Genomic DNA, 22,414 nt, shown 5'->3' with positions numbered 1-22,414 from the left:
ATCTTACATTACCGCCAAAACCACAAAGGAGGATTTAAAAATGGCTAAAAAAGTCGAAAAACTTGTAAAATTGCAAATCCCTGCTGGTAAAGCTACACCAGCTCCACCGGTTGGACCTGCTCTTGGTCAAGCTGGTATCAACATCATGGGATTCACAAAAGAGTTCAACGCTCGTACAGCTGATCAAGCTGGTATGATCATTCCAGTTGTTATCTCAGTTTACGAAGACAAATCTTTTACTTTCATCACTAAAACACCACCAGCTGCTGTTCTTTTGAAAAAAGCTGCAGGTGTTGAAAAAGGATCAGGTACACCTAACAAAACAAAAGTTGCTTCAGTTACTCGTGCACAAGTACAAGAAATTGCAGAAACTAAGATGCCAGATTTGAACGCTGCAAACCTTGAGTCTGCAATGCGTATGATCGAAGGTACTGCTCGTTCTATGGGATTCACTGTTGTTGACTAATCAATAACATCCCTATATAACCCGCAAGACTTCATCATTTCGAGAAGTGACGTGGGAGATGAAAATCGATTGAACCACTTACAAGGAGAATAGAAAATGGCTAAAAAAAGCAAACAACTTCGTGCTGCTCTTGAGAAAATCGACAGCACAAAAGCGTACAGCGTAGAAGAAGCTGTAGCTCTTGCAAAAGAAACTAACTTTGCAAAATTTGATGCAACTGTAGAAGTTGCTTACAACTTGAACATTGACGTTAAAAAAGCTGACCAACAAATCCGTGGAGCAATGGTATTGCCAAACGGTACTGGTAAAACAGCTCGCGTTCTTGTATTTGCACGTGGTGCAAAAGCTGAAGAAGCAAAAGCTGCTGGTGCAGACTTCGTAGGTGAAGATGACCTAGTTGCTAAAATCAACGACGGTTGGTTGGACTTCGACGTAGTTATCGCTACACCTGATATGATGGCTCTTGTTGGACGTCTTGGACGTGTCCTTGGACCACGTAACTTGATGCCAAACCCTAAAACTGGTACTGTAACAATGGATGTTGCTAAAGCAGTTGAAGAGTCTAAAGGTGGTAAAATCACTTATCGTGCAGACCGTGCAGGTATCGTACAAGCTATCATCGGTAAAGTTTCATTTGAAGCTGACAAGTTGGTTGAAAACTTCAAAGCGTTCAACGAAACAATCCAAAAAGCTAAACCAGCTACTGCTAAAGGAACTTACGTAACAAACTTGACAATCACAACTACTCAAGGTGTTGGTATCAAGGTTGACGTGAACTCACTTTAATTAACTAGAATCTCTGACTTCGGTCAGAGTTTTTTTATTCAAATCTATTAACAAAGGATTGGAGGAAATAAAATTGTTGAGAGAAGCTGTACAGGGGGATTTATTTGAGTTATTAAATCTCTACCTATCCTTACATGAGAAAGAAATCCCAGAAGATAGTCTTCATTTGCAGCAAGTATGGAGTGAGATGATTTCTGACCAGCGCCATCATGTTATCGTGAAAGAGGTGGAAGGAAGAATAGTCTCCTCCTGTATTTGTGTCATTATTCCCAATTTGACGAGAGGTGTGAGACCCTATGCTTTGATAGAAAATGTGGTGACCCGAGAAGAAGATAGAGGGAAAGGGTATGCAAGTGCCTGTCTTGAATATGCTAAACAGATAGCTAAAGAGGAAAATTGTTATAAGATGATGCTCCTGACAGGTTCTAAAAATGCAAGTACTCAGAATTTTTATAAGGGAGCTGGTTATAATAGTGAAGATAAAACAGCCTATATTCAGTGGTTGGATTAAAGCTTGAATCTCAAATAGTCAGAACGAAATCATGGATTAGCAAATAAAAATCTTCTATTTCTTCTTTCACAGAAAATATGGTATAATAGAGAGTAAAAACTTTGAAAGAAAGAAAAAGATGAATTTAAAAGATTATATCGCAACGATTGAAAATTATCCTAAGGAAGGTATTACCTTCCGTGATATCAGCCCTTTGATGGCAGATGGAAATGCTTATAGCTATGCTGTTCGTGAAATCGTTCAGTATGCAACGGACAAGAAAATCGACATGATCGTGGGACCAGAAGCCCGTGGTTTTATCGTTGGCTGTCCCGTTGCCTTTGAGTTGGGGATTGGCTTTGCACCTGTTCGTAAACCAGGGAAATTACCACGTGAAGTGATTTCTGCTGACTATGAGAAAGAATATGGTATTGATACCTTGACCATGCACGCTGATGCAATCAAGCCAGGCCAACGCGTTCTCATCGTAGATGATCTCTTGGCAACAGGTGGAACTGTCAAGGCAACGATTGAGATGATTGAAAGACTTGGTGGAGTTGTAGCTGGTTGTGCTTTCTTAATTGAGTTGGATGAGCTTAAAGGGCGTGAAAGAATCGGAGATTACGATTACAAGGTACTTATGCATTATTAATGAAAAACAGTCCTTGGGGCTGTTTTCTCTTCATCTGCTATATAAATTAACTATAGCTAGTTAGAGAAAAACTATAATTGAAAACTATATCTTCATACAGTATAATAAAGGGAAGAAGTATTTGGAGGTTTTTACTTTCAAACAGACAACATCATTCCCGAAATAGAGAACTGTTAGGAGGGTATTATGCCGATTCGAATTGATAAAAAATTACCAGCTGTGGAGATTTTAAGGACAGAAAATATCTTTGTTATGGATGACCAACGGGCCGCTCATCAGGATATTCGCCCCTTGAAGATTTTGATTTTAAATCTTATGCCTCAAAAGATGGTGACAGAAACGCAGCTCTTGCGGCATTTGGCCAATACGCCCCTGCAGTTAGATATTGATTTCTTGTATATGGAGACGCATCGTTCAAAGACAACTCGTGCCGAACATATGGAAACCTTCTATAAGACCTTTCCTGAGGTCAAGGATGACTTTTTTGATGGGATGATCATCACAGGAGCTCCGGTGGAGCACTTGCCTTTTGAGGAGGTGGACTACTGGGAGGAGTTTAAGCAGGTCATCGAATGGTCCAAGACGCATGTTTTTTCAACCCTCCATATCTGTTGGGGGGCACAAGCAGGTCTTTATGCTCGCTATGGAGTTGAAAAGCACCAGATGGCTCAGAAATTGTCAGGCATTTACCCGCAGGATACCTTGAAAGAGGGCCATCTTCTCTTTAGAGGTTTTGATGATAGCTATGTGGCTCCCCATTCTCGTCATACAGAAATCTATAAGGAAGAGATTTTAGGAAAAACCAATCTGGAAATCCTCTCTGAGGGAGAACAAGTTGGCGTTTCTATTTTAGCCAGTCGGGATCTTCGTGAGATTTATAGTTTTGGTCATTTAGAATATGACCGTGATACTCTAGCAAAAGAGTATTTTCGTGATTGTGAGGCAGGGCTTAATCCTCACATTCCAGAAAATTACTTCAAAAATGATGATGTGAATGAGACACCGTGTCTCTGTTGGTCTTCTTCAGCTGCTCTCTTTTTCAGTAACTGGGTTAACTATGCAGTTTATCAAGAAACCCCTTTTGACTGGAGAAAGGTAGAGGATGATGCGGCTGCATTTGGATATTTATAAGAGGAATTATGACATATTTTGACGCTTTCAAATCAGGGAACTTGGTTTTGCCAAGTGCCCTGCTCTTGCATTTTAAGGAACTCTTTCCTTCTAGTGATGATTTTCTCGTCTGGCAATTTTTTTATCTACAAAATACATCTGCTTTGGATGAGCTATCGCCAAGCCAAATTGCAGAAACTATTGGAAAAGAACTTGCAGATGTCAACCAATCCATTTCAAACTTGACTGAAAATGGGCTACTACAATATCGAACGATTGAACTAAATGGGGAAATTGAGCTTATTTTTGATGCTAGTTTGGCCTTTGAACGCTTGGATAGCTTGTTGGACAGCCAGATTCCAGCTACAACTGCCCCAAACCTGCAAAATCAATTGAAGGATCTTGTTGAGACTTTTCAGCAGGAATTAGGACGCTTGCTAACGCCGTTTGAAATCGAAGATCTTTCCAAGACTGTCAAAGAAGACGGTATCAAGGCGGATTTGATCAAGGAAGCTCTCCGAGAGGCTGTTCTAAATGGCAAACCAAACTGGAAATATATTCAGGCCATCCTTCGGAATTGGCGCCATGAAGGCATCCAGTCTGTGGCTCAGGTGGAGGCTAAACGAGCTGAGAGAGAAGCAAACAATCCCAAACAAGTGCAAGCTTCAGCTGATTTCCTTGATGCCATGAATTTGTGGCAAGAGTAGCCGCTTGGAAATTCTTGTAAATTAGAGTAAGATTTGCAAGCTCCTTATAAATATGATAAAATAATAGAAAATAAAATGAAAAAAGAGGTATGTGAAATGTCACGTAAACCATTTATCGCTGGTAACTGGAAAATGAACAAAAATCCAGAAGAAGCAAAAGCATTCGTTGAAGCCGTTGCCTCAAAACTTCCTTCATCAGATCTTGTTGAAGCAGGTATCGCAGCTCCAGCTCTTGATTTGACAACTGTTCTTGCTGCTGCTAAAGGTTCAAACCTTAAAGTTGCTGCCCAAAACTGCTACTTTGAAAATGCAGGTGCTTTCACTGGTGAAACTAGCCCACAAGTTTTGAAAGAAATCGGTACTGACTATGTTGTTATCGGTCACTCAGAACGCCGTGACTACTTCCATGAAACTGACGAAGATATCAACAAAAAAGCAAAAGCAATTTTTGCAAATGGTATGCTTCCAATCATCTGTTGTGGTGAGTCACTTGAAACTTACGAAGCTGGTAAAGCTGCTGAATTCGTAGGTGCTCAAGTATCTGCTGCATTGGCTGGATTGACAGCTGAACAAGTTGCTGCATCAGTTATCGCTTACGAGCCAATCTGGGCTATCGGTACTGGTAAATCAGCTTCACAAGACGACGCACAAAAAATGTGTAAAGTTGTTCGTGACGTTGTAGCGGCTGACTTTGGTCAAGAAGTTGCGGACAAAGTTCGTGTTCAATACGGTGGTTCAGTTAAACCTGAGAACGTTGCTTCATACATGGCTTGCCCAGACGTTGACGGTGCCCTTGTTGGTGGTGCGTCACTTGAAGCTGAAAGCTTCTTGGCATTGCTTGACTTTGTAAAATAATCTAGTTTTTTCCAGACAGACAGTCAAAAGTATCAGGTAACTTTGACTGCCTGTCTTGTTTTTACTTGGAGTATTCTTGTGAAAGAGGAATTTTTCCGACTAGGGAAGTTCCTTAGGGAAGGAAAGGCGTGCGGATGCGCGCTCTTTTCTGTATCAAAAAGTTATGAAAGGAGGAGTTATGCTCTATATTTGGTCTTATTTGAAAAAATATCCCAAGTGGTTATTCTTGGATTTCTTTGGAGCGATTTTCTTTGTTATCGTTAATCTTGGATTGCCAACTGTTCTGGCTCGGATGATTGATGAAGGTGTGAATAAAGGGAATGAACATCAATTGTATGTTTGGGCGGCAATCATGCTGGTGATTATCCTATGTGGAACCTTGGGGCGTATAGTCTTAGCCTATGCTGCTAGTAAGCTGACGACCAATATGGTTAAGGATATGAGGGATGATCTCTATGCCAAATTGCAAGAGTATTCTCATCATGAATATGAAAAGATTGGAGTATCTTCACTGGTTACTCGTATTACCAGTGATGCCTTTGTTCTCATGCAGTTTGCAGAACAGACCTTAAAACTGGGTGTCATCACTCCCATGATGATGCTATCTAGTATTTTAATGATCTTTCTAACCAGCCCGTCATTAGCTTGGATAGTGGCTTTTGCAGTACCTTTCTTGGCTGTGGTGGTCATTTATGTTGCTGTTAAAACTCGCCCTTTATCAGAGAAACAGCAGAAAACTTTGGACAAAATCAATCAATACGCTCGTGAAAATCTGATGGGGCTTCGTGTCATTCGTGCCTTTGCTCGTGAGAAGTTTCAAGAGGAACGCTTTGCAGGACAAAATGCGGTCTATGCAGCTAATTCCAATCGTCTGTTTAAACTAACCGGTTTGACGGAACCTTTGTTTGTTCAGATTATCATTGCCATGATTGTGGCTATTGTCTGGTTCGCTCTGGACCCTATCAAACAAGGTTCTCTGCAAATTGGGGACTTGGTAGCCTTTATCGAATATAGTTTCCACGCTCTCTTGTCCTTCCTTTTCCTATCCAATCTCTTCACCATGTATCCTCGTACAGCCGTTTCGAGTGAACGTTTGAAAGAAGTCATGGATATGCCGATTTCTATTGATCCAAATGAAGGAGGAGTCAGAGAGACAGAAACTCACGGTTATTTGGAATTTGAAAATGTCACATTTGCCTATCCTGGTGAGACGGAAAACCCTGTTTTGCATAATATTTCTTTCAGCGCTAAACCAGGTGAAACCATTGCCTTTATCGGATCGACCGGATCTGGTAAATCCTCTCTTGTGCAATTAATTCCTCGTTTTTACGATGTCACCCTTGGAAAAATCAAAGTGGATGGTGTTGATGTGAGGGATTATCGCCTCAAGTCTCTCCGTCAAAAGATCGGTTTTATCCCGCAGAAGGCCTTGCTTTTTACAGGAACTATCGCTGAAAATATTCGCTATGGGAAGGAAGATGCTAGTCACAATGACCTACATCAGGCAGCGGACGTGGCGCAAGCCAAAGATTTTATCGAAAGCCGAGAAGAAGGCTTTGCGACTCATCTAGCTGAAGGCGGAAGCAACCTTTCTGGAGGACAGAAACAACGTCTCTCAATTGCCCGAGCGGTTATAAAGAATCCTGATATCTATATTTTTGACGATTCCTTCTCAGCCTTGGATTATCGCACGGATGCTATTTTACGCCGTCGTCTCAAGGAAGTAACACAGAATGCTACAGTTTTGATTGTCGCTCAACGTGTCGGAACCATCATGGATGCGGACCAGATTATTGTTCTTGATAAGGGAGAAATCGTGGGTCGCGGTCGCCATGAGGAATTAATGGAAACCAATGACATCTATCGTGAAATTGCTGAGTCGCAGTTGAAAAATGCATCTCTAACAGAAGAATAGGAGGAAATATGAAAACACAATCTAGTTTGGCTCGTTTGTGGAGCTATTTGAAAGCCTACCGTTTTTCTGTCTTTTTTGCCGTCTTTCTAAAAGTTTTAAGCGTAGTCATGAGTGTCTTGGAGCCTTTTGTATTGGGGCTAGCCATTACGGAATTGACAAAGAATCTCATAGATATGGCTAATGGTTTTGCTGGTGCTCGTATCAACACAGCCTACATCGGAACGGTTTTAATCATTTACCTCTTTAGAGGTCTCTTGTATGAACTTGGTTCTTATTATTCCAATTATTTCATGACCAATGCGGTCCAGTCTATGACCCAAGATCTGCGAAATGAAATGACCGAGAAAATTAATCGTATCCCAGTGTCTTTCTTTGACAAACACCAGTTTGGTGATTTGTTGGGGCGCTTTACCAGTGATGTTGAGACAGTGTCAAACGCTCTTCAGCAGTCTTTCCTCCAAATTGTCAATGCCGTTTTGACAATTGTTCTCGTGATGGGAATGGTTTTATACTTGAACTTCCAACTAGCTATAGTGGTGATTCTATCCATTCCAGTGACCTATTTTGGTGCTAGAAGCATCCTGAAACGTTCTCAGCCTTATTTTAAAGAACAGGCGGCTATTTTAGGACGGATGAATGGTTATGTGCAGGAAAATCTTACAGGTTTTAATGTCTTGAAACTCTACGGTCGTGAGGAAACTTCTCATAAAGAATTTTCTAAGATTACAGACGATCTCCAACGTGTTGGTTTTAAAGCCAGCTTTATCTCTGGGCTCATGATGCCAGCCCTTCATGCTGTATCGGACTTGACCTATCTGATCGTTGCAGTTCTTGGTGGTTTGCAAGTGATTGCGGGTCGTTTGACAGTGGGGAATATGCAGGCCTTTGTTCAGTACGTTTGGCAGGTCAGTCAACCAATCCAAAACATCACACAACTTGCGGGTCAAATGCAAAGCGCCAAGTCTTCGCTCGATCGTATTTTCGACATCTTAGATGAGACTGAGGAAATCAAGGGAGAAGAACTCGAAATCCTTGAACCTTTAACGGGTCAGGTTAGCTTCAAGCAGGTTGACTTCCAGTATGTTGAAAACAAACCATTGATTCGAGACTTTAATCTAGAAGTTCAACCGGGAGAGATGGTGGCGATTGTTGGTCCTACTGGAGCTGGTAAAACGACCTTGATCAATCTGCTTATGCGCTTTTACGATGTCACAGCAGGCGCAATCTTGGTTGACGGGCAGGATATTCGCCAGTTGTCACGTCAAGATTACCGCCGTCAGTTTGGGATGGTCTTGCAGGATGCTTGGCTTTATGAAGGTACTATCAAAGAAAACCTACGTTTTGGAAATCTTGACGCCAGTGACGAGGAAATAATAGAAGCTGCCAAAGCGGCAAATGTAGACCACTTTATCCGAACGCTTCCTGGTGGTTACAACATGGAGATGAACCAAGAGTCAAGTAATATTTCCCTCGGACAAAAACAACTCTTAACCATCGCGCGTGCTCTCCTAGCCAATCCTAAAATTCTCATTCTGGATGAAGCGACTTCCTCAGTTGATACCCGTTTGGAACTCTTGATTCAAAAAGCTATGAAACGCTTGATGAAGGGAAGGACCAGCTTTGTCATCGCTCACCGTCTCTCGACCATTCAAGAAGCAGACAAGATTCTTGTTCTTAAGGACGGACAGATTATTGAGCAGGGAAATCATGAAAGCTTGCTCCAAGCAAAAGGCTTTTATTATGATCTGTACCAAAGCCAATTTTCGGGTAAATCTGATCAAGTCAGCTAATCAAAACGGTCTAGACTATTCTTAAATTATCAGTCTATTACAACTTTTTTAATATGAGTTAATTCCCTTGCTTTTGTATACCAGGAGTAGTATACTTAGGTAGTAATCAATAAATTGGTTACAAAAATAATATTACGAGGTAAGAAAAATGGTTGAATTGAAAAAAGAAGCAGTAAAAGACGTAACAACATTATCTAAAGCAGCGCCAGTAGCATTGGCTAAAACAAAGGAAGTATTGAACCAAGCAGTGGCGGACTTGTATGTGGCTCACATCGCCCTTCACCAAGTTCACTGGTATATGCGTGGTCGTGGCTTCCTCGTTTGGCATCCAAAAATGGATGAATATATGGACAGTCTTGATGGCTATCTTGACGAAATTAGCGAACGTTTGATTACCCTTGGTGGCAAACCTTACTCAACTTTGACAGAGTTCCTTCAACACAGTGAAATCGAAGAAGAAGAAGGAGAATTCCGTAACGTTGAAGAAAGCTTGGAACGTGTTCTAGCTATTTATCGCTACCTCATCACTCTTTTCCAAAAAGCTTTGGATGTAACTGACGAAGAAGGTGACGACGTTACAAACGATATCTTTGTTGGGGCTAAGGCTGAACTTGAGAAAACAGTTTGGATGCTTGCGGCAGAACTTGGACAAGCTCCTGGTTTGTAAAATATAGTTGTACCCCTTTTATCATGAGGTGCTTGATAAGTGCCCATGACCAATCATCTTTTAAAAGTCATGTAACTGTAAAAAGTTGCATGATTTTTTTGTCTGCTGGACTTAGGACACATTGTCAAAAGTAGGATTTTACGGTATAATAGTTGCTGTTCGAGAAATTTTGATTGTCAAAAAATAGTGAAATGTTATAAGGAGAACCCATGAACAACTTACCAAATTGCCCAAAATGTAATTCAGAATATGTCTACGAAGACGGAAGTCTCTTGGTCTGCCCAGAGTGTGCCTATGAGTGGAATCCTGCAGAAGTTGCAGAAGTAGAAGAAGGCGTTGTCGCTATCGATGCCAATGGAAATAAATTGGCTGACGGCGATACTGTGACCCTTATCAAGGACTTGAAAGTAAAAGGTGCGCCAAAGGATTTGAAACAAGGAACTCGTGTTAAAAATATCCGTATCGTAGAAGGTGACCACAACATCGACTGTAAGATTGATGGCTTTGGAGCTATGAAACTCAAATCAGAATTTGTTAAGAAAATCTAGCCATGAAACTGAACTACAAATTTATCTTTTATAGCCGAGTGCTCTTGTTCTTAGCGGCATTTACAGGAGTTTATTTGGAGATTACTAAGCATGGTGGTTTTGGTATGCTCCTTTACTACACAGTGTTGTCCAATCTTTTGGTAACGATTTTCACGGGTTATCTGTTCCGTGTGATGAGCCGTTCAGGGGAAAATTGGCAAAGTCCGACCTTGCTTCGTCTCAAGGGTGGCGTCACCATGAGTATCATGATTACCTGTGTGATTTACCATTTTATGCTTGCTCCGATTGCGACAGACTTTTACCGTGTGGAAAATTTCCTTTGCCACTATATCGTTCCACTCTGGTTTTTAGCTGACACCCTCTTCTTTGATAAACAGGGTCAATATAAAATCTGGGATCCAGTCTTGTGGACTATCTTGCCCTTGGTTTATATGATTTTTGCCTTGTTTAATGGTCTTGTCTTGAAACTCAATATTCCGAATTCCAAGGACAATCCCTTCCCCTATTTCTTTTTGAATGTGAACAAGGGTTGGGACGTGGTCATCAAATGGTGTTTGATCATTTTTGTGGCTTATATGGTTGCAGGCTTTATCTTCTATCTGATCAAGCAAATCAAGCGAAAATAGTCTTCCTATTAGGAAAGTTAGGACGGAGTCTCTAGTTCAATCGGGCTCCTTCTTTTCTTGCCATCTTCCTTTTAAAAGGATAAACAGTGAGAAATATATAGAAAGAAAATCCATGAAACAATATTTAGAACGGGCTAGTATTTTGGCCCTCTCCCTCGTTTTGATTACCTCCTTTTCCATCTCAAGTGCTCTGCCAGCCATGTTTGACTACTATCAAGGCTACCCCAAAGAACAAATCGAGCTCTTGGTCAGCCTTCCTTCTTTTGGAATTATGATCATGCTGATTTTAAATGGGTTTTTGGAACGTTTGTTTCCTGAGCGTCTTCAGATTAGTCTAGGGCTTCTCATCCTCTCTATTGGTGGAACAGCCCCCTTCTGGTATCAGGATTATAACTTTGTCTTTGCGATGCGAATTTTATTTGGTTTGGGTGTGGGGATGATCAATGCCAAGGCCATTTCTATTATCAGTGAACGCTATCATGGAAAGACACGGATCCAGATGCTGGGTCTTCGCGGATCAGCAGAAGTTGTCGGCGCATCGATTTTGACTCTAGTGGTTGGTCAGCTCTTATCCTGGGGATGGACAGTGACCTTCTTGGCCTACAGTGCAGGATTTTTAGTATTGATCCTTTATCTGCTCTTTGTCCCTTATGGGAAAGAAAAGAAAGAAACAAAGAAAAAAGAGGCCGAAACAACTCGTTTGACAGGACAGATGAAAGGCTTGATTTTTCTATTGGCTGTCGAAGCAGCAGTTGTTGTCTGCACCAACACAGCCATCACCATTCGTATTCCTAGTTTGATGGTGGAAAGAGGTCTCGGGGATGCTCAATTATCTAGTTTTGTTCTTAGTGTCATGCAGCTGATTGGTATCTTGGCTGGCGTGAGTTTTTCTGTCTTGATTTCTCTCTTTAAAGAAAGGTTGCTCCTTTGGTCAGGTATCACCTTTGGATTGGGGCAAATTGTGATTGCCTTGTCTCCGTCATTGGGTGTGATGGTAGTTGGAAGTGTTGTGGCAGGTTTTTCTTACAGTGTGGCCTTGACCACTGTCTTTCAACTTCTTTCTGAAAGAATTCCAGCTAACCTCCTTAATCAGGCAACGTCTTTTGCAGTGTTAGGATGTAGCTTTGGGGCCTTTACGACACCATTCGTCCTGGGAGCTATCGGCATGGTCACTCAAAACGGGATGCTGGTTTTCACCATTCTAGGATGCTGGTTAATAGTGACTTCCGTATTTGTTATGTTTTCTCTTCGAAAGAAAGCTTAGGATTGATTTCCTAAGTTTTTCTTTTTCGTTTTTGTCCCCAGACAATTATTGGTTTTTAAACTTGTTTACATTTTTATTTCCTGATAAAATAGAAGTCATGACGAGATATAAAGCAATTATTTCCTATGACGGCTATGCCTTTGCTGGCTTTCAGCGTCAGCCCCATGCGCGGAGCGTTCAGGAGGAAATCGAAAAAACCTTAACGAGACTTAATAAGGGACAAGCCATCACTGTTCACGGTGCTGGTAGGACGGACAGTGGGGTTCATGCTCTGGGTCAGGTTATTCATTTTGATCTGCCCTATCAGATGGATGAGGAAAAACTCCGTTTTGCTCTGGATACTCAGTCACCAGAAGATATTGATGTGATTTCGATTAAGATCGTGGCGGATGATTTTCATTGCCGTTATGCAAAACATAGCAAGACCTATGAGTTTATCGTGGATAGGGGCCGTCCTAAAAATCCCATGCGCCGTCACTATGCTACTCACTTTCCCTATCCGCTTGATGTTGAGCGGATGCAGATGGCAATCAAAAAGTTAGAGGGAACCCATGATTTCACCGGTTTTACAGCATCTGGGACTAGTGTAGAGGACAAGGTTCGGACCATTACAGAAGCTAGTCTTAGTGTTGATGAGACAGGCCAGTTTTTGACCTTTAGCTTTTCAGGAAATGGTTTCTTGTATAAGCAAATTCGCAATATGGTGGGGACGCTGCTCAAAATCGGAAACAACCGCATGCCAGTTGAGCAGATTGACTTGATTTTGGAGAAGAATGACAGGCAACTTGCAGGTCCCACGGCTGCACCGAATGGCTTGTATTTAAAGGAGATTCGTTATGAGGAATAATCGTATTTTAGCACTTTCTGGAAATGATATTTTTAGTGGTGGCGGTTTGTCAGCTGATTTGGCTACCTATACTTTAAATGGTTTGCATGGCTTTGTAGCAGTGACTTGTTTGACGGCCTTGACAGAAAAGGGCTTTGAAGTCCTTCCAACGGACGATACTATTTTTCAACATGAGTTGAATAGCTTACGTGATGTGGAGTTTGCGGGGATTAAGATTGGTCTTCTCCCTACTGTCAGTGTGGCTGAGAAGGCCTTGGACTTTATCAAGCAACACCCAGGGGTGCCTGTAGTTCTAGATCCAGTCTTGGTATGCAAGGAAACGCACGATGTAGCTGTCAGCCAACTCTGTCAAGAGTTGATTCGCTTTTTCCCTCATGTTAGCGTGATTACGCCAAATCTCCCTGAAGCAGAATTATTAGCTGGTCAGGAGATTAAAACCTTGGAAGATATGAAGGCTGCAGCGCAGAAATTGCATGAATTAGGAGCGCCAGCGGTCATTATCAAGGGAGGCAATCGCCTTAGCCAGGACAAGGCTGTGGATGTCTTTTATGATGGGAAAACCTTCACTGTCCTAGAAAATCCCGTTATCCAAGGCCAAAATGCTGGTGCAGGTTGTACCTTTGCATCAAGCATTGCCAGTCACCTGGTCAAAGGTGATGACCTTTTAACAGCAGTAGGGAGTTCTAAGGCTTTCGTTTACCGTGCTATTGCACAAGCAGATCAATATGGAGTAAGACAATATGAAGCAAACCAAAACAACTAAAATAGCCCTTGTATCAATCTTGACAGCCCTTTCTGTGGTTCTAGGTTATTTCTTAAAAATTCCAACGCCAACAGGCATTCTAACTCTCTTAGATGCGGGTGTCTTCTTTGCAGCCTTTTACTTTGGCAGTAAAGAGGGGGCTGTCGTTGGAGGACTAGCAGGTTTCATGATTGACCTCTTATCAGGCTATCCACAGTGGATGTTCTTTAGCTTGGTCAACCATGGCTTGCAGGGATTTTTCGCAGGATTTAAAGGAAAAACTCAGTGGCTAGGCCTTATCTTAGCAACGATTGTTATGGTGGGGGGCTACGCCTTGGGTTCAACTTTGATGAATGGCTGGGCAGCGGCTCTACCAGAAATCCTACCAAACTTCCTGCAAAATACCTTGGGTATGGTTGTGGGGTTTGTGCTTAGTCAGAGTATTAAGAAAATTAAGTAAAGCGGCTGGAGAAAAGTTCTAAGAATCAGAAAAACGCATAATATCAAGTGTTGAAAAACCTTGATATTATGCGTTTTATTGTGGGAAGATTTTCGAAGAATATTAATCAAAATAAAGCAAGTCTTTGCTGGTGCTTGTAAAGAGGTCAAAGCCATCCTTGGTAACAACACCACAGTCTTCGATACGAACGCCGACTTTACCAGGAATATAGATACCTGGTTCAACAGAGAAGCACATGCCTTCTTCGATGACCATGTCGTTTCCTTCCATGATAGATGGGAATTCGTGGACATCCATACCGATACCGTGACCGAGACGGTGGTTGAAGTACTCACCGTAACCAGCTTTTTCGATGACTTCACGGGCAGCACGGTCTACTTCATGAGCAGTCACACCAGGTTTGATAAAGTCAAGAGCAGCTTGTTGTGCTTCAAGGGTCAAGTTGTAAATATCTTTCTTGAATTGGTCTGGTTTGCCGACAGCGACTGTACGAGTCATATCTGATGCATAGCCATTGACCATAACACCCAGGTCAAAGAGGAGAAGGGCGTCTTTTTCGACCTTGTTTGCCCCAGGAATTCCGTGTGGATTTGCAGCATTATCGCCAGTCAAGACCATGGTATCAAAACTCATTTCATAGCCTTCACGCTTTAAGGCGAAGTCGATTTGGGCAATGATATCTGTCTCGGTTTTATTAAGAGAAATATTGTCAAAACCAACTTTTACAGCTTTATCAGCATAGAGACCTGCAACCATCATTTTTTGGACTTCATCAGCTGATTTGATGAGGCGCATGCGTTGGATACGAGGAGTGAGATTTTCAAACTCAGCAGTTTCAAAGACCGTTTTCAAACCATGGTATTTGGTTAAGATGAGATTGTCAAACTCAACAGCAACACGTTTGAAGTCGTGCTGAGGCAAAGCGTTTTTGATTTTTTGCCAAGGATTTTCAGAATCCACATAGCCCACTACTGGGAAGGAAACAGTGCTGGTTGCACGCTCTACTTCAAGGGCTGGAACAAAGAGGAGAGGCTCCTGATCCGCTAGGACAAAGAGAAACATTTGGCGTTCATGGGGATCACTGTAAAAGCCAGTGAGATAATTGATAGTGACGGGGTCAGATACGACAGCGACGTCTAGTTTTTCTGATTCAAGATATGTTAGGATTTGTTGTAATTTAGACATATGCTACCTTCTTTCTACCCCTCTATTTTGGCAAAAAAAGAGAGAAAATGCAAGGGAGAAGGGTAAAAGAACAGGCAAAAAGAACTCCGACAAGATAGGGGAGTTCTTTGATATAGTTTTTCTTAGTTTAAGAAAAGTCAGCCTTGCTTTTCACGTCGCTGTATTCTTCAGCGATTTCTTGGCTGAGAATTTCCTCATAGGCAGGGAGTTGAATATCCTGACCGTATTTCTTCTTGAGGGCAGTAGTGACTAGGCGATAGGCCAGATTAGCATTACGAGAGAGGATAGGTCCGTGGAAGTAGGAACCAAAGACATTCTTATAATGAACCCCTTCGCCGACTTTTTCTTCGTTATTTCCATTTCCATAGACAACCTGTCCCAGTGGTTTTTGGTCATCAGAGAGGAAGGTACGGCCCTGGTGATTTTCAAATCCATAGTAGGTTTCATTGAAATCTTCATTGTGAATCTTGATGTCACCGATAAAGCGGTTATTGGTCTGGTTGAGGGTATAGTGGCCCATAACACCGAGCCCTTCGATGCGTTTGCCTGAAGCCTCCACATAATATTGCCCCAATAATTGGAAACCACCGCAGATGGCTAGAACCACACCATCATTTTGGATGTAGTTGTCAATGCTCTCTTTTTTAGCAGGAAGGTCTCCAGCGATAATACTTTGTTCAAAGTCTTGACCACCACCGAAAAAGGCGATATCATAGTGGTTTTCATCAAAGTCATCATGGAGAGAAACGATGTCAACCGTCACATGTGCCCCCAGTTTTTCAGCCACATACTTGAGCATGAGAATGTTTCCGTTGTCCCCATAGGTATTCATGAGGTTTCCGTAAAGGTGGGCGATATTGAGCTGATAAGGGTAGTTGCCAGCTTTTGAGGAAAGTGAAGTATAAACCATTAGTTCATCTCCTTTCTAACAATCTGACGACTAGCCAGTAGTTCGCGGAATTCAAGCATGGCAGTATAGGTTGCTAGGATATAAGCATGCTTGCAGTCTTGGTTCTCAATGGTCTTGAGAACTTGTTCCAGATTACTTGTCTCAGTGATTTTCTCAGCTGGATAGCCTGTCACTCGAAGACGGCGTGCGATTTCAGAATGACGGACACCACCAGCGTTGATTTCAGGAATGTCCATGTCAGTGATTTGTTCAAAGTCCGCATCCCAGATCCAGCTAGTGTCAATCCCATCAGCATAGTTGGCGTTGAGAAGGACAGAAAGGCTAAATGGATAAGGTGCTAGTTTGATCATCTCGATAGCTTGAGTTGCACCGACAGGATTCTTAATCAAGACAAGGGTACATTCCTTGTCACCGATATGGAAGGTTTCCTGACGACCAAAGACAGCGCGACTCTTGTCAAATCCCTGCTTGATCCGTTGCGAATCTGCACCGAGGAATCGAGCAATGGCAACCGCAGCAAGGGCATTGTAGATGTTGTAAAGTCCGCCGATTTGGATGCCGTATTCTTGGCCGTCGATAACAAAGCGAGAACGATTGTTGGTCAACTCAACCAAGTTGGTCAGACGGTAGTCCAAGTCAGGTCGTTTACAGCCACAATTTTCACAGATATAGGCTCCCAAGTTGGCATAGGTATTGAGTTCATATTTCAGAATACTTTGACAGTCAGGGCAGAGGATTCCTTCGGTATTGTAGTGAGCCAGTTTGGCTGGCCCTTTTTCCAAGTCAAAACCAAAATACTGAACTGGATTTGGAATAGCTGGCTTGTAGAAAAGGGGGCTGTCACCATTGAGGAGAACAGTAGCAGTAGGAACTTTTCGAATAGCATCCAAAATCATGTTATAAGTTGTGTAAATCTCACCGTAGCGGTCCATCTGGTCACGGAAGATATTAGTGATGACAAAAAGACTAGGCTGGATATAGTCACAGATACGAGAAAGACTGGCTTCGTCGATTTCGAGGACGGCAATGTTTTTCCCAGTTTTAGAAGATTTGGCTGTTAGGAAGGTTGTTGCAATCCCTGTAATCATGTTGGCACCGCTCGGATTGGTCAGAACTTGACCATAAACCTCTTTTAAAATGCCGACAGTGAGGGCAGTTGTCAGGGTTTTCCCGTTGGTTCCAGTGACCACGACAATCTCGTAGTTCTTAGCTAGGTTTTGCAAAATATCTTTATCAAATTGAAGGGCGAGTTTTCCAGGTAGCGTACTTCCACGGCCAAGATGGCTCAAAATAAAGTGAGATGAACGCCCGGCTAGGAGGCCCAAAGTAGTTTTTAATTTCATGTTTCTATTATATCATACTGCGCCCAGCAGTCCAATAACTAAAGTAACCTCTAAGATCAACTAAAGAAGTAACCTTAGAAGTGCTTTTTAGGTTCTGATTAAACCAAACCAATCAAATACAATATCTTTGGATTTGATAACTTTGGCAACTTTAAGAAATAAATCTTTCTTACTCTGAACATAAGAAAGGAGAGGACATCGATTATCCCCTACAGGTTTTAAAATTTCATTAATCCATTATAACTGACAAAGATACCTAACTTTTGGGATTTAGATCATTTTTTGGAAAGTCTCTTTTATAATAAATTACGAATTTTTTCTTTTATAAATGCGTTAAGAGGATAGTGTTTATCAAGATATTCTAGGAGTGCCTGAGCAGATTCAGAAATTCGTTCGTAACCTTGCAAGAAGTGAGGCAATTGTTTGGCCTCATTTGGATAACCTTTTTCAAATCTTCTGTTGCTGTTAAAAATATCTATAAAATCAGATTTAGAAGTTTTTTCCAAATTGATTAGTTCGGTCCAAAGCTTGACGGATCTGTTTTGGATGAAATCATAAGCAGCCAATTTTTCGCCTCGTTGATAGCGACCTAGTCCTATATATAGATTGCATAAAATTTCTCCCAACAGCCATTCACGGTCTCTGTTTTCGTTTGATGGCAATCTTTGTGGCTGGCAGATTGTTCCATCAAAACCGACCTCCTTCCAGATAATCTTGCCTTCAGCGAAGGGAATGTTTACTAGTTCATGAGCTTCAAAGACAGCAAATTCACAAAAAACATCATCTTCAAATAGAACTTTATGTCCGTCCACTGTATTTTGGTAGTGAAATGCAATTGGTTCTAGCTTACTTAACCAGGTTAGGTCCTGAATATAGGCCTGCTTGTAGCCATCTTTTACAATAACAAAGAAGTCTAGATCGGAGTATTGATCCAATCGTTCTCTTTCTGCTCCGCAAGAACCAAGTGCCAGCAAAGCTAGTGCTTGTTTAGAATCTTTTAGAGACTGACCAATATCATCTAGTCTTTGTAATAGTAATTCTGTTTTATTCATATCGTTACCTCATTATTTCTTGTTTACAGACATTATATAGTTAATATTTTCGAAAGTCAATTTCATCCCATACCAAATACATACTAATGTAATATGGGATTTCTTTCGATATTTTTTACAATGATAAAGTTTAAACATTTTGCAGAGTATTGCTCATATTATCAAGAATGAAGAAATTTGAAGTATCCTTTGATTGATTAGAAAGTGATTCTTATCTTTAAAAAGATTAAATAATTTGGAAAATATTTAAGAAGAAAAAATATATCGACTTAACCATCAATTTGCAAACGGTAAAACCTTTCCACAAACGATGAAAATACAAATATGACCCGCGCAAAGAGTAGATAATTTACTAATTAGGCATGAAACAATCATTGCAAAATATCTTTTTAAATTACTCATAAAACGATGAGTTGAAGCGAGTTATTCAAAATCATATGTATTGCTGATATTTGAAAGAGTGACCTGAGACTCAATATATAATTAGGACTGCTAAGTGAAGTTTGTATATTATATCATAAAAGAAAGAAAAGACAGATTTGAGATTTCGCAGAAATAAAAACAGCCCGATGAGGGCTGTGAGATACCAAGAAGTCTCAACTTAAATCGCAAACAAGTCATTCAAGTTCTCAGCCAAGGTTGGATGAGTGAAGATTTGTTTTGTGAAGTAAGTGTAAGGGATCTTGTTGTCCATCGCAACAGTGATGATGTTGATGATCTCTTGAGAACCTTCTGAGAAGATGCTTGCTCCAAGAATTTCTTTTGTTTCAGTGTTGACAACAGCTTTGAAAGCTCCACGAAGGTCGCCATTTACGTGACCACGAGGCATTGCAGCAACAGGGATTTCCTTCACGGCGTATGGAAGTTTCAAATCAGCTGCTTGGCTTTCAGTCAAGCCAACTTGTGAAAGTGCAGGTGTGATGAACATAGTGTTTGGCACATTGAGACGGTCTTCAAGTGTGTAGCTGCCATCTCCAGCAAGGTAGCTGTAGACAACACGGAAGTCATCAAGTGAAATGTAGGTAAATTGAGGTCCACCGTTGACATCTCCAACTGCAAAGACACCAGGAACGTTTGTTTGACAGTGTTTGTCGACCTTGATAGCACCACGCTCAGTTAGTTCAATATCCGTATTTTCAAGTTGAAGTGGTTCTACGTTTGGCTTACGTCCAGTTGCGTAGAGAAGGGCATCGAAGCGGTAAGTTTCGTTTTCAGTTACGACAAGGACTTGGTCACCGTCGTTTTTGATTTCAGTAGTACGGATGTTTTGAAGCAACTCAATACCGTCTTCTTCCATGTATTGTTTAGCAAGAGCTGCGATGGAAGGTTCTGCTCGAGGTAGGAAAGTATCCAAGGCATCTAGGACTGTAACTTTGCTTCCAAGTTTATTGTAAAGACCAGCAAATTCAAGACCGATATTTCCGCCACCAAGGACTCCAAGTTTTTCAGGCAGTTTGTCCAAGTTTTGGATACCTGTTGAGTCAAAGACATTCTTACTTGTAGCAAGTCCAGGGATTGGCAAGACGTTTGAAACAGCACCAGTGTTGATGACGATAGTTTCAGCAGTCAGTTCTTGTTTTTCATCACCAGCTTGGATTTCGATGACTTTGTTTGAAAGGAAGTGAGCTTCCGCATCAAAGATATCCACGCCAGTACCAGCAACAGTAGCATAGTTTTTACCATTGAGGCGGCTAGTGATAGTATTTTTGGTAGCAATCACTTCTTCAAAAGACAAGTCTTTCTCAGCAGCAACTAGCAAGGTTTTAGTTGGGATACATCCGATGTTGATACAAGTTCCGCCGTACATAGCTTTGCTACGTTCAACGAGGGCAACTTTTTTGCCGGCTGAAGCTAATTTACCAGCTAGTGTTTTCCCAGCTTTACCAAATCCAATAACGATTAAATCATATGTTAACATTTATAGTCCTCCTATTCGATTTTCATTCTAGCATAAGAAAACACTTTTTGCACAAATCTGCTACGGGAAATGATTTCCGGTCAAAAGGTCTATCAAAAACTTTTATAATTCTAGTTCAATAGATAATAAATCGTTTACATGATTTTCCTAATGGATTCTACTATCTTTTGCCTCACTCTTGTGTTATACTAGATAGGTTGCAAAGAACTAGTACTTTTCTTTCGTGGAAAAGAAGCAACACGGTATCTCATTTTTAGATGAAGATACGTCATGAAAAGAAAAGTATATACTACGCGCTATAGGATGGCTTCGCACCATCTTTAGAAAGAAGAATAACGTGAAATTTAATGAATTTAACTTGTCTGCTGATTTGCTAGCAGAGATTGAAAAAGCTGGATTTGTAGAAGCAAGTCCCATCCAAGAGCAGACCATTCCCTTGGCTCTCGAAGGAAAAGACGTTATCGGTCAAGCTCAGACTGGTACAGGAAAAACTGCAGCCTTTGGCTTGCCAACCCTTGAAAAAATCCGTACAGAAGAAGCGACCATCCAAGCCTTGGTCATCGCTCCAACTCGTGAACTCGCTGTCCAAAGTCAAGAAGAACTCTTCCGCTTTGGTCGTAGTAAGGGAGTGAAAGTTCGCTCAGTTTACGGTGGTTCCAGCATTGAAAAACAAATCAAGGCCCTTAAATCTGGTGCCCACATCGTGGTAGGAACACCAGGACGTCTCTTAGACTTGATTAAACGCAAGGCCTTGAAATTACAAGATATTGAAACGCTTATCCTTGACGAAGCGGATGAAATGCTCAATATGGGCTTCCTTGAAGACATTGAAGCCATCATTTCCCGTGTCCCTGAAAATCGTCAAACCTTGCTCTTTTCAGCAACCATGCCAGATGCTATCAAACGTATCGGTGTTCAGTTTATGAAAGAACCTGAGCATGTCAAGATTGCTGCTAAAGAATTGACAACAGAATTGGTTGACCAATACTATATCCGAGTTAAAGAGCAAGAAAAATTTGACACCATGACCCGTCTCATGGATGTGGAACAACCAGAGCTTGCTATCGTATTTGGTCGTACCAAACGTCGTGTAGATGAATTGACTCGTGGACTTAAAATTCGTGGCTTCCGTGCAGAAGGAATTCATGGTGATTTGGACCAAAATAAACGTCTTCGTGTCCTTCGTGATTTTAAAAATGGCAATCTTGATGTTCTAGTTGCGACGGACGTAGCAGCGCGTGGTTTGGATATTTCAGGTGTAACCCATGTCTACAACTATGATATTCCACAAGATCCTGAAAGTTATGTTCACCGTATCGGTCGTACAGGTCGTGCTGGTAAGTCAGGTCAGTCTATTACTTTCGTAGCACCAAATGAAATGGGTTATCTCCAAATCATCGAAAACTTGACTAAGAAACGTATGAAAGGTCTCAGACCTGCTAGTGCAGACGAAGCCTTCCAAGCTAAAAAGCAAGTCGCCCTCAAGAAAATCGAACGTGATTTCGCAGACGAAGTCATTCGTGGGAACTTTGAGAAATTTGCTAAAGATGCTCGTAAGTTAGCAGCAGAATTTAGTCCAGAAGAGTTGGCTATGTATATCTTGAACCTGACAGTCCAAGATCCAGACAGCCTTCCTGAAGTGGAGATTGCGCATGAAAAACCACTGCCATTTAAACCATCAGGTAATGGCTTTGCTGGCAAAGCTAAGGGAGGTCGAGGAGGCCGTCGTGGAGACGACCGTCGAGACCGTGATCGCCGTGGCAATGGTCGCCGTGATGAGTTCAAGAAAGGTAGTCGTGGAAACGACCGTTTTGGTAAAGACAAACGTTACCGTAATAAAGACAATAAAAAACCTCGCAACACTTCAAGTGAAAAGAAAACAGGATTTGTTATTCGTAACAAGGGCGATAAATAAGAAAAAGCGATTCAAAATGAATCGCTTTTTTATATAAGGAGACCGATAGTAAAAGAAGATGTATAAAAGTAAAGGAAAGGTGAGATGGGAAGGGGAACTTTAATCCATCTTCTTATAATATTATTATATAAAAATCCAAACAGAATGTCAATAAAAAATTGCTATT

At 41.4% G+C, this 22,414-nt stretch carries 22 protein-coding genes; 17 read left to right on the top strand and 5 right to left on the bottom strand.

Annotated features, from left to right (window positions below; translation table 11 throughout):
* Positions 1-40: 40 nt before the first annotated feature.
* The 16 genes from rplK to SORDD05_RS04615 all read left to right on the top strand — a co-directional run bounded on the left by rplK (position 41) and on the right by SORDD05_RS04615 (position 13,925).
* The gene (gene rplK, locus SORDD05_RS04690) at positions 41-466 is read left to right on the top strand and encodes a 50S ribosomal protein L11 (RefSeq protein WP_001085805.1); all 426 of its coding nucleotides are present in this window, start codon (positions 41-43) and stop codon (positions 464-466) included.
* Positions 467-562: 96 nt separating this feature from the next.
* Positions 563-1,252 carry a 50S ribosomal protein L1 gene (gene rplA / locus SORDD05_RS04685; RefSeq protein WP_061417356.1) on the top strand — a complete coding sequence of 230 codons (690 nt, stop codon included), beginning with the start codon at positions 563-565 and terminating at the stop codon, positions 1,250-1,252.
* 73 nt (positions 1,253-1,325) lie between these two features.
* Positions 1,326-1,763 (top strand): GNAT family N-acetyltransferase, encoded by a 438-nt coding sequence (locus tag SORDD05_RS04680; protein WP_061417354.1) that lies wholly within the window; start codon positions 1,326-1,328, stop codon positions 1,761-1,763.
* A gap of 118 nt (positions 1,764-1,881) precedes the next feature.
* Positions 1,882-2,394: an adenine phosphoribosyltransferase gene (locus SORDD05_RS04675; RefSeq protein WP_061417353.1), complete on the top strand. Its 513-nt coding sequence runs from the start codon at positions 1,882-1,884 to the stop codon at positions 2,392-2,394.
* Positions 2,395-2,580: 186 nt separating this feature from the next.
* Positions 2,581-3,525: a homoserine O-acetyltransferase MetA gene (metA, locus tag SORDD05_RS04670; protein WP_061417351.1), complete on the top strand. Its 945-nt coding sequence runs from the start codon at positions 2,581-2,583 to the stop codon at positions 3,523-3,525.
* A gap of 8 nt (positions 3,526-3,533) precedes the next feature.
* A complete protein-coding gene (locus SORDD05_RS04665) occupies positions 3,534-4,211 on the top strand; it encodes a DnaD domain-containing protein (RefSeq protein WP_061417349.1) in 678 nt (225 codons plus the stop codon).
* 96 nt (positions 4,212-4,307) lie between these two features.
* The gene (gene tpiA, locus SORDD05_RS04660; protein ID WP_000087893.1) at positions 4,308-5,066 is read left to right on the top strand and encodes a triose-phosphate isomerase; all 759 of its coding nucleotides are present in this window, start codon (positions 4,308-4,310) and stop codon (positions 5,064-5,066) included.
* A 178-nt stretch (positions 5,067-5,244) separates the two neighbouring features.
* Complete coding sequence (locus SORDD05_RS04655) at positions 5,245-6,981, top strand: ABC transporter ATP-binding protein (RefSeq protein WP_061417347.1); 1,737 nt, start codon at positions 5,245-5,247, stop codon at positions 6,979-6,981.
* A gap of 8 nt (positions 6,982-6,989) precedes the next feature.
* Positions 6,990-8,771 (top strand): ABC transporter ATP-binding protein, encoded by a 1,782-nt coding sequence (locus SORDD05_RS04650; protein ID WP_061417345.1) that lies wholly within the window; start codon positions 6,990-6,992, stop codon positions 8,769-8,771.
* A gap of 148 nt (positions 8,772-8,919) precedes the next feature.
* Positions 8,920-9,438 (top strand): Dps family protein, encoded by a 519-nt coding sequence (locus SORDD05_RS04645; protein ID WP_061417343.1) that lies wholly within the window; start codon positions 8,920-8,922, stop codon positions 9,436-9,438.
* Positions 9,439-9,647: 209 nt separating this feature from the next.
* Positions 9,648-9,986: a zinc ribbon domain-containing protein YjdM gene (locus SORDD05_RS04640; protein ID WP_001061600.1), complete on the top strand. Its 339-nt coding sequence runs from the start codon at positions 9,648-9,650 to the stop codon at positions 9,984-9,986.
* 2 nt (positions 9,987-9,988) lie between these two features.
* Positions 9,989-10,612 (top strand): Pr6Pr family membrane protein, encoded by a 624-nt coding sequence (locus tag SORDD05_RS04635; protein WP_061417341.1) that lies wholly within the window; start codon positions 9,989-9,991, stop codon positions 10,610-10,612.
* A gap of 112 nt (positions 10,613-10,724) precedes the next feature.
* Positions 10,725-11,876: an MFS transporter gene (locus tag SORDD05_RS04630; RefSeq protein WP_061417339.1), complete on the top strand. Its 1,152-nt coding sequence runs from the start codon at positions 10,725-10,727 to the stop codon at positions 11,874-11,876.
* Positions 11,877-11,973: 97 nt separating this feature from the next.
* Positions 11,974-12,723, top strand: a complete 750-nt coding sequence (gene truA / locus SORDD05_RS04625; protein WP_061417336.1) for a tRNA pseudouridine(38-40) synthase TruA — start codon at positions 11,974-11,976, stop codon at positions 12,721-12,723.
* A complete protein-coding gene (locus SORDD05_RS04620; RefSeq protein ID WP_061417334.1) occupies positions 12,713-13,486 on the top strand; it encodes a bifunctional hydroxymethylpyrimidine kinase/phosphomethylpyrimidine kinase in 774 nt (257 codons plus the stop codon). The genes truA and SORDD05_RS04620 overlap by 11 nt, the downstream gene beginning before the upstream one ends.
* Entirely contained in the window at positions 13,464-13,925 is a 462-nt protein-coding gene (locus SORDD05_RS04615) for an ECF transporter S component (protein ID WP_061417332.1), read from the top strand. Before SORDD05_RS04620 ends, SORDD05_RS04615 begins: the two co-directional genes overlap by 23 nt.
* A 102-nt stretch (positions 13,926-14,027) precedes the next feature.
* Here SORDD05_RS04615 and SORDD05_RS04610 read toward each other — a convergent pair whose 3' ends face one another.
* From SORDD05_RS04610 to SORDD05_RS04590, 5 genes are all read right to left on the bottom strand, one after another.
* Positions 14,028-15,110, bottom strand: coding sequence for a M24 family metallopeptidase (locus SORDD05_RS04610; protein WP_061417330.1), 1,083 nt, complete (start codon positions 15,108-15,110; stop codon positions 14,028-14,030).
* 127 nt (positions 15,111-15,237) lie between these two features.
* On the bottom strand, positions 15,238-16,020 hold the full coding sequence (gene gatD, locus SORDD05_RS04605) for a lipid II isoglutaminyl synthase subunit GatD (protein ID WP_061417328.1): 783 nt from the start codon (positions 16,018-16,020) through the stop codon (positions 15,238-15,240).
* A complete protein-coding gene (murT, locus tag SORDD05_RS04600; protein ID WP_061417326.1) occupies positions 16,020-17,363 on the bottom strand; it encodes a lipid II isoglutaminyl synthase subunit MurT in 1,344 nt (447 codons plus the stop codon). The genes gatD and murT overlap by 1 nt, the downstream gene beginning before the upstream one ends.
* A gap of 296 nt (positions 17,364-17,659) precedes the next feature.
* Positions 17,660-18,415: a hypothetical protein gene (locus SORDD05_RS04595; protein WP_061417324.1), complete on the bottom strand. Its 756-nt coding sequence runs from the start codon at positions 18,413-18,415 to the stop codon at positions 17,660-17,662.
* Positions 18,416-19,016: 601 nt separating this feature from the next.
* Entirely contained in the window at positions 19,017-20,333 is a 1,317-nt protein-coding gene (locus tag SORDD05_RS04590; protein WP_000958953.1) for an FAD-containing oxidoreductase, read from the bottom strand.
* Between the two features lie 337 nt (positions 20,334-20,670).
* Here SORDD05_RS04590 and SORDD05_RS04585 point away from each other — a divergent pair, with 337 nt between their 5' ends.
* Positions 20,671-22,248 (top strand): degradosome RNA helicase CshA, encoded by a 1,578-nt coding sequence (locus tag SORDD05_RS04585; RefSeq protein ID WP_061417322.1) that lies wholly within the window; start codon positions 20,671-20,673, stop codon positions 22,246-22,248.
* Positions 22,249-22,414 lie beyond the last annotated feature (166 nt).

Origin of the sequence: Streptococcus oralis (assembly GCF_001578705.1) — a bacterium.
Lineage (GTDB): Bacteria > Bacillota > Bacilli > Lactobacillales > Streptococcaceae > Streptococcus > Streptococcus oralis_J.
The sequence above is the reverse complement of the archived record's forward strand: the minus strand, read 5'-3'. Positions and strand labels throughout refer to the sequence as shown.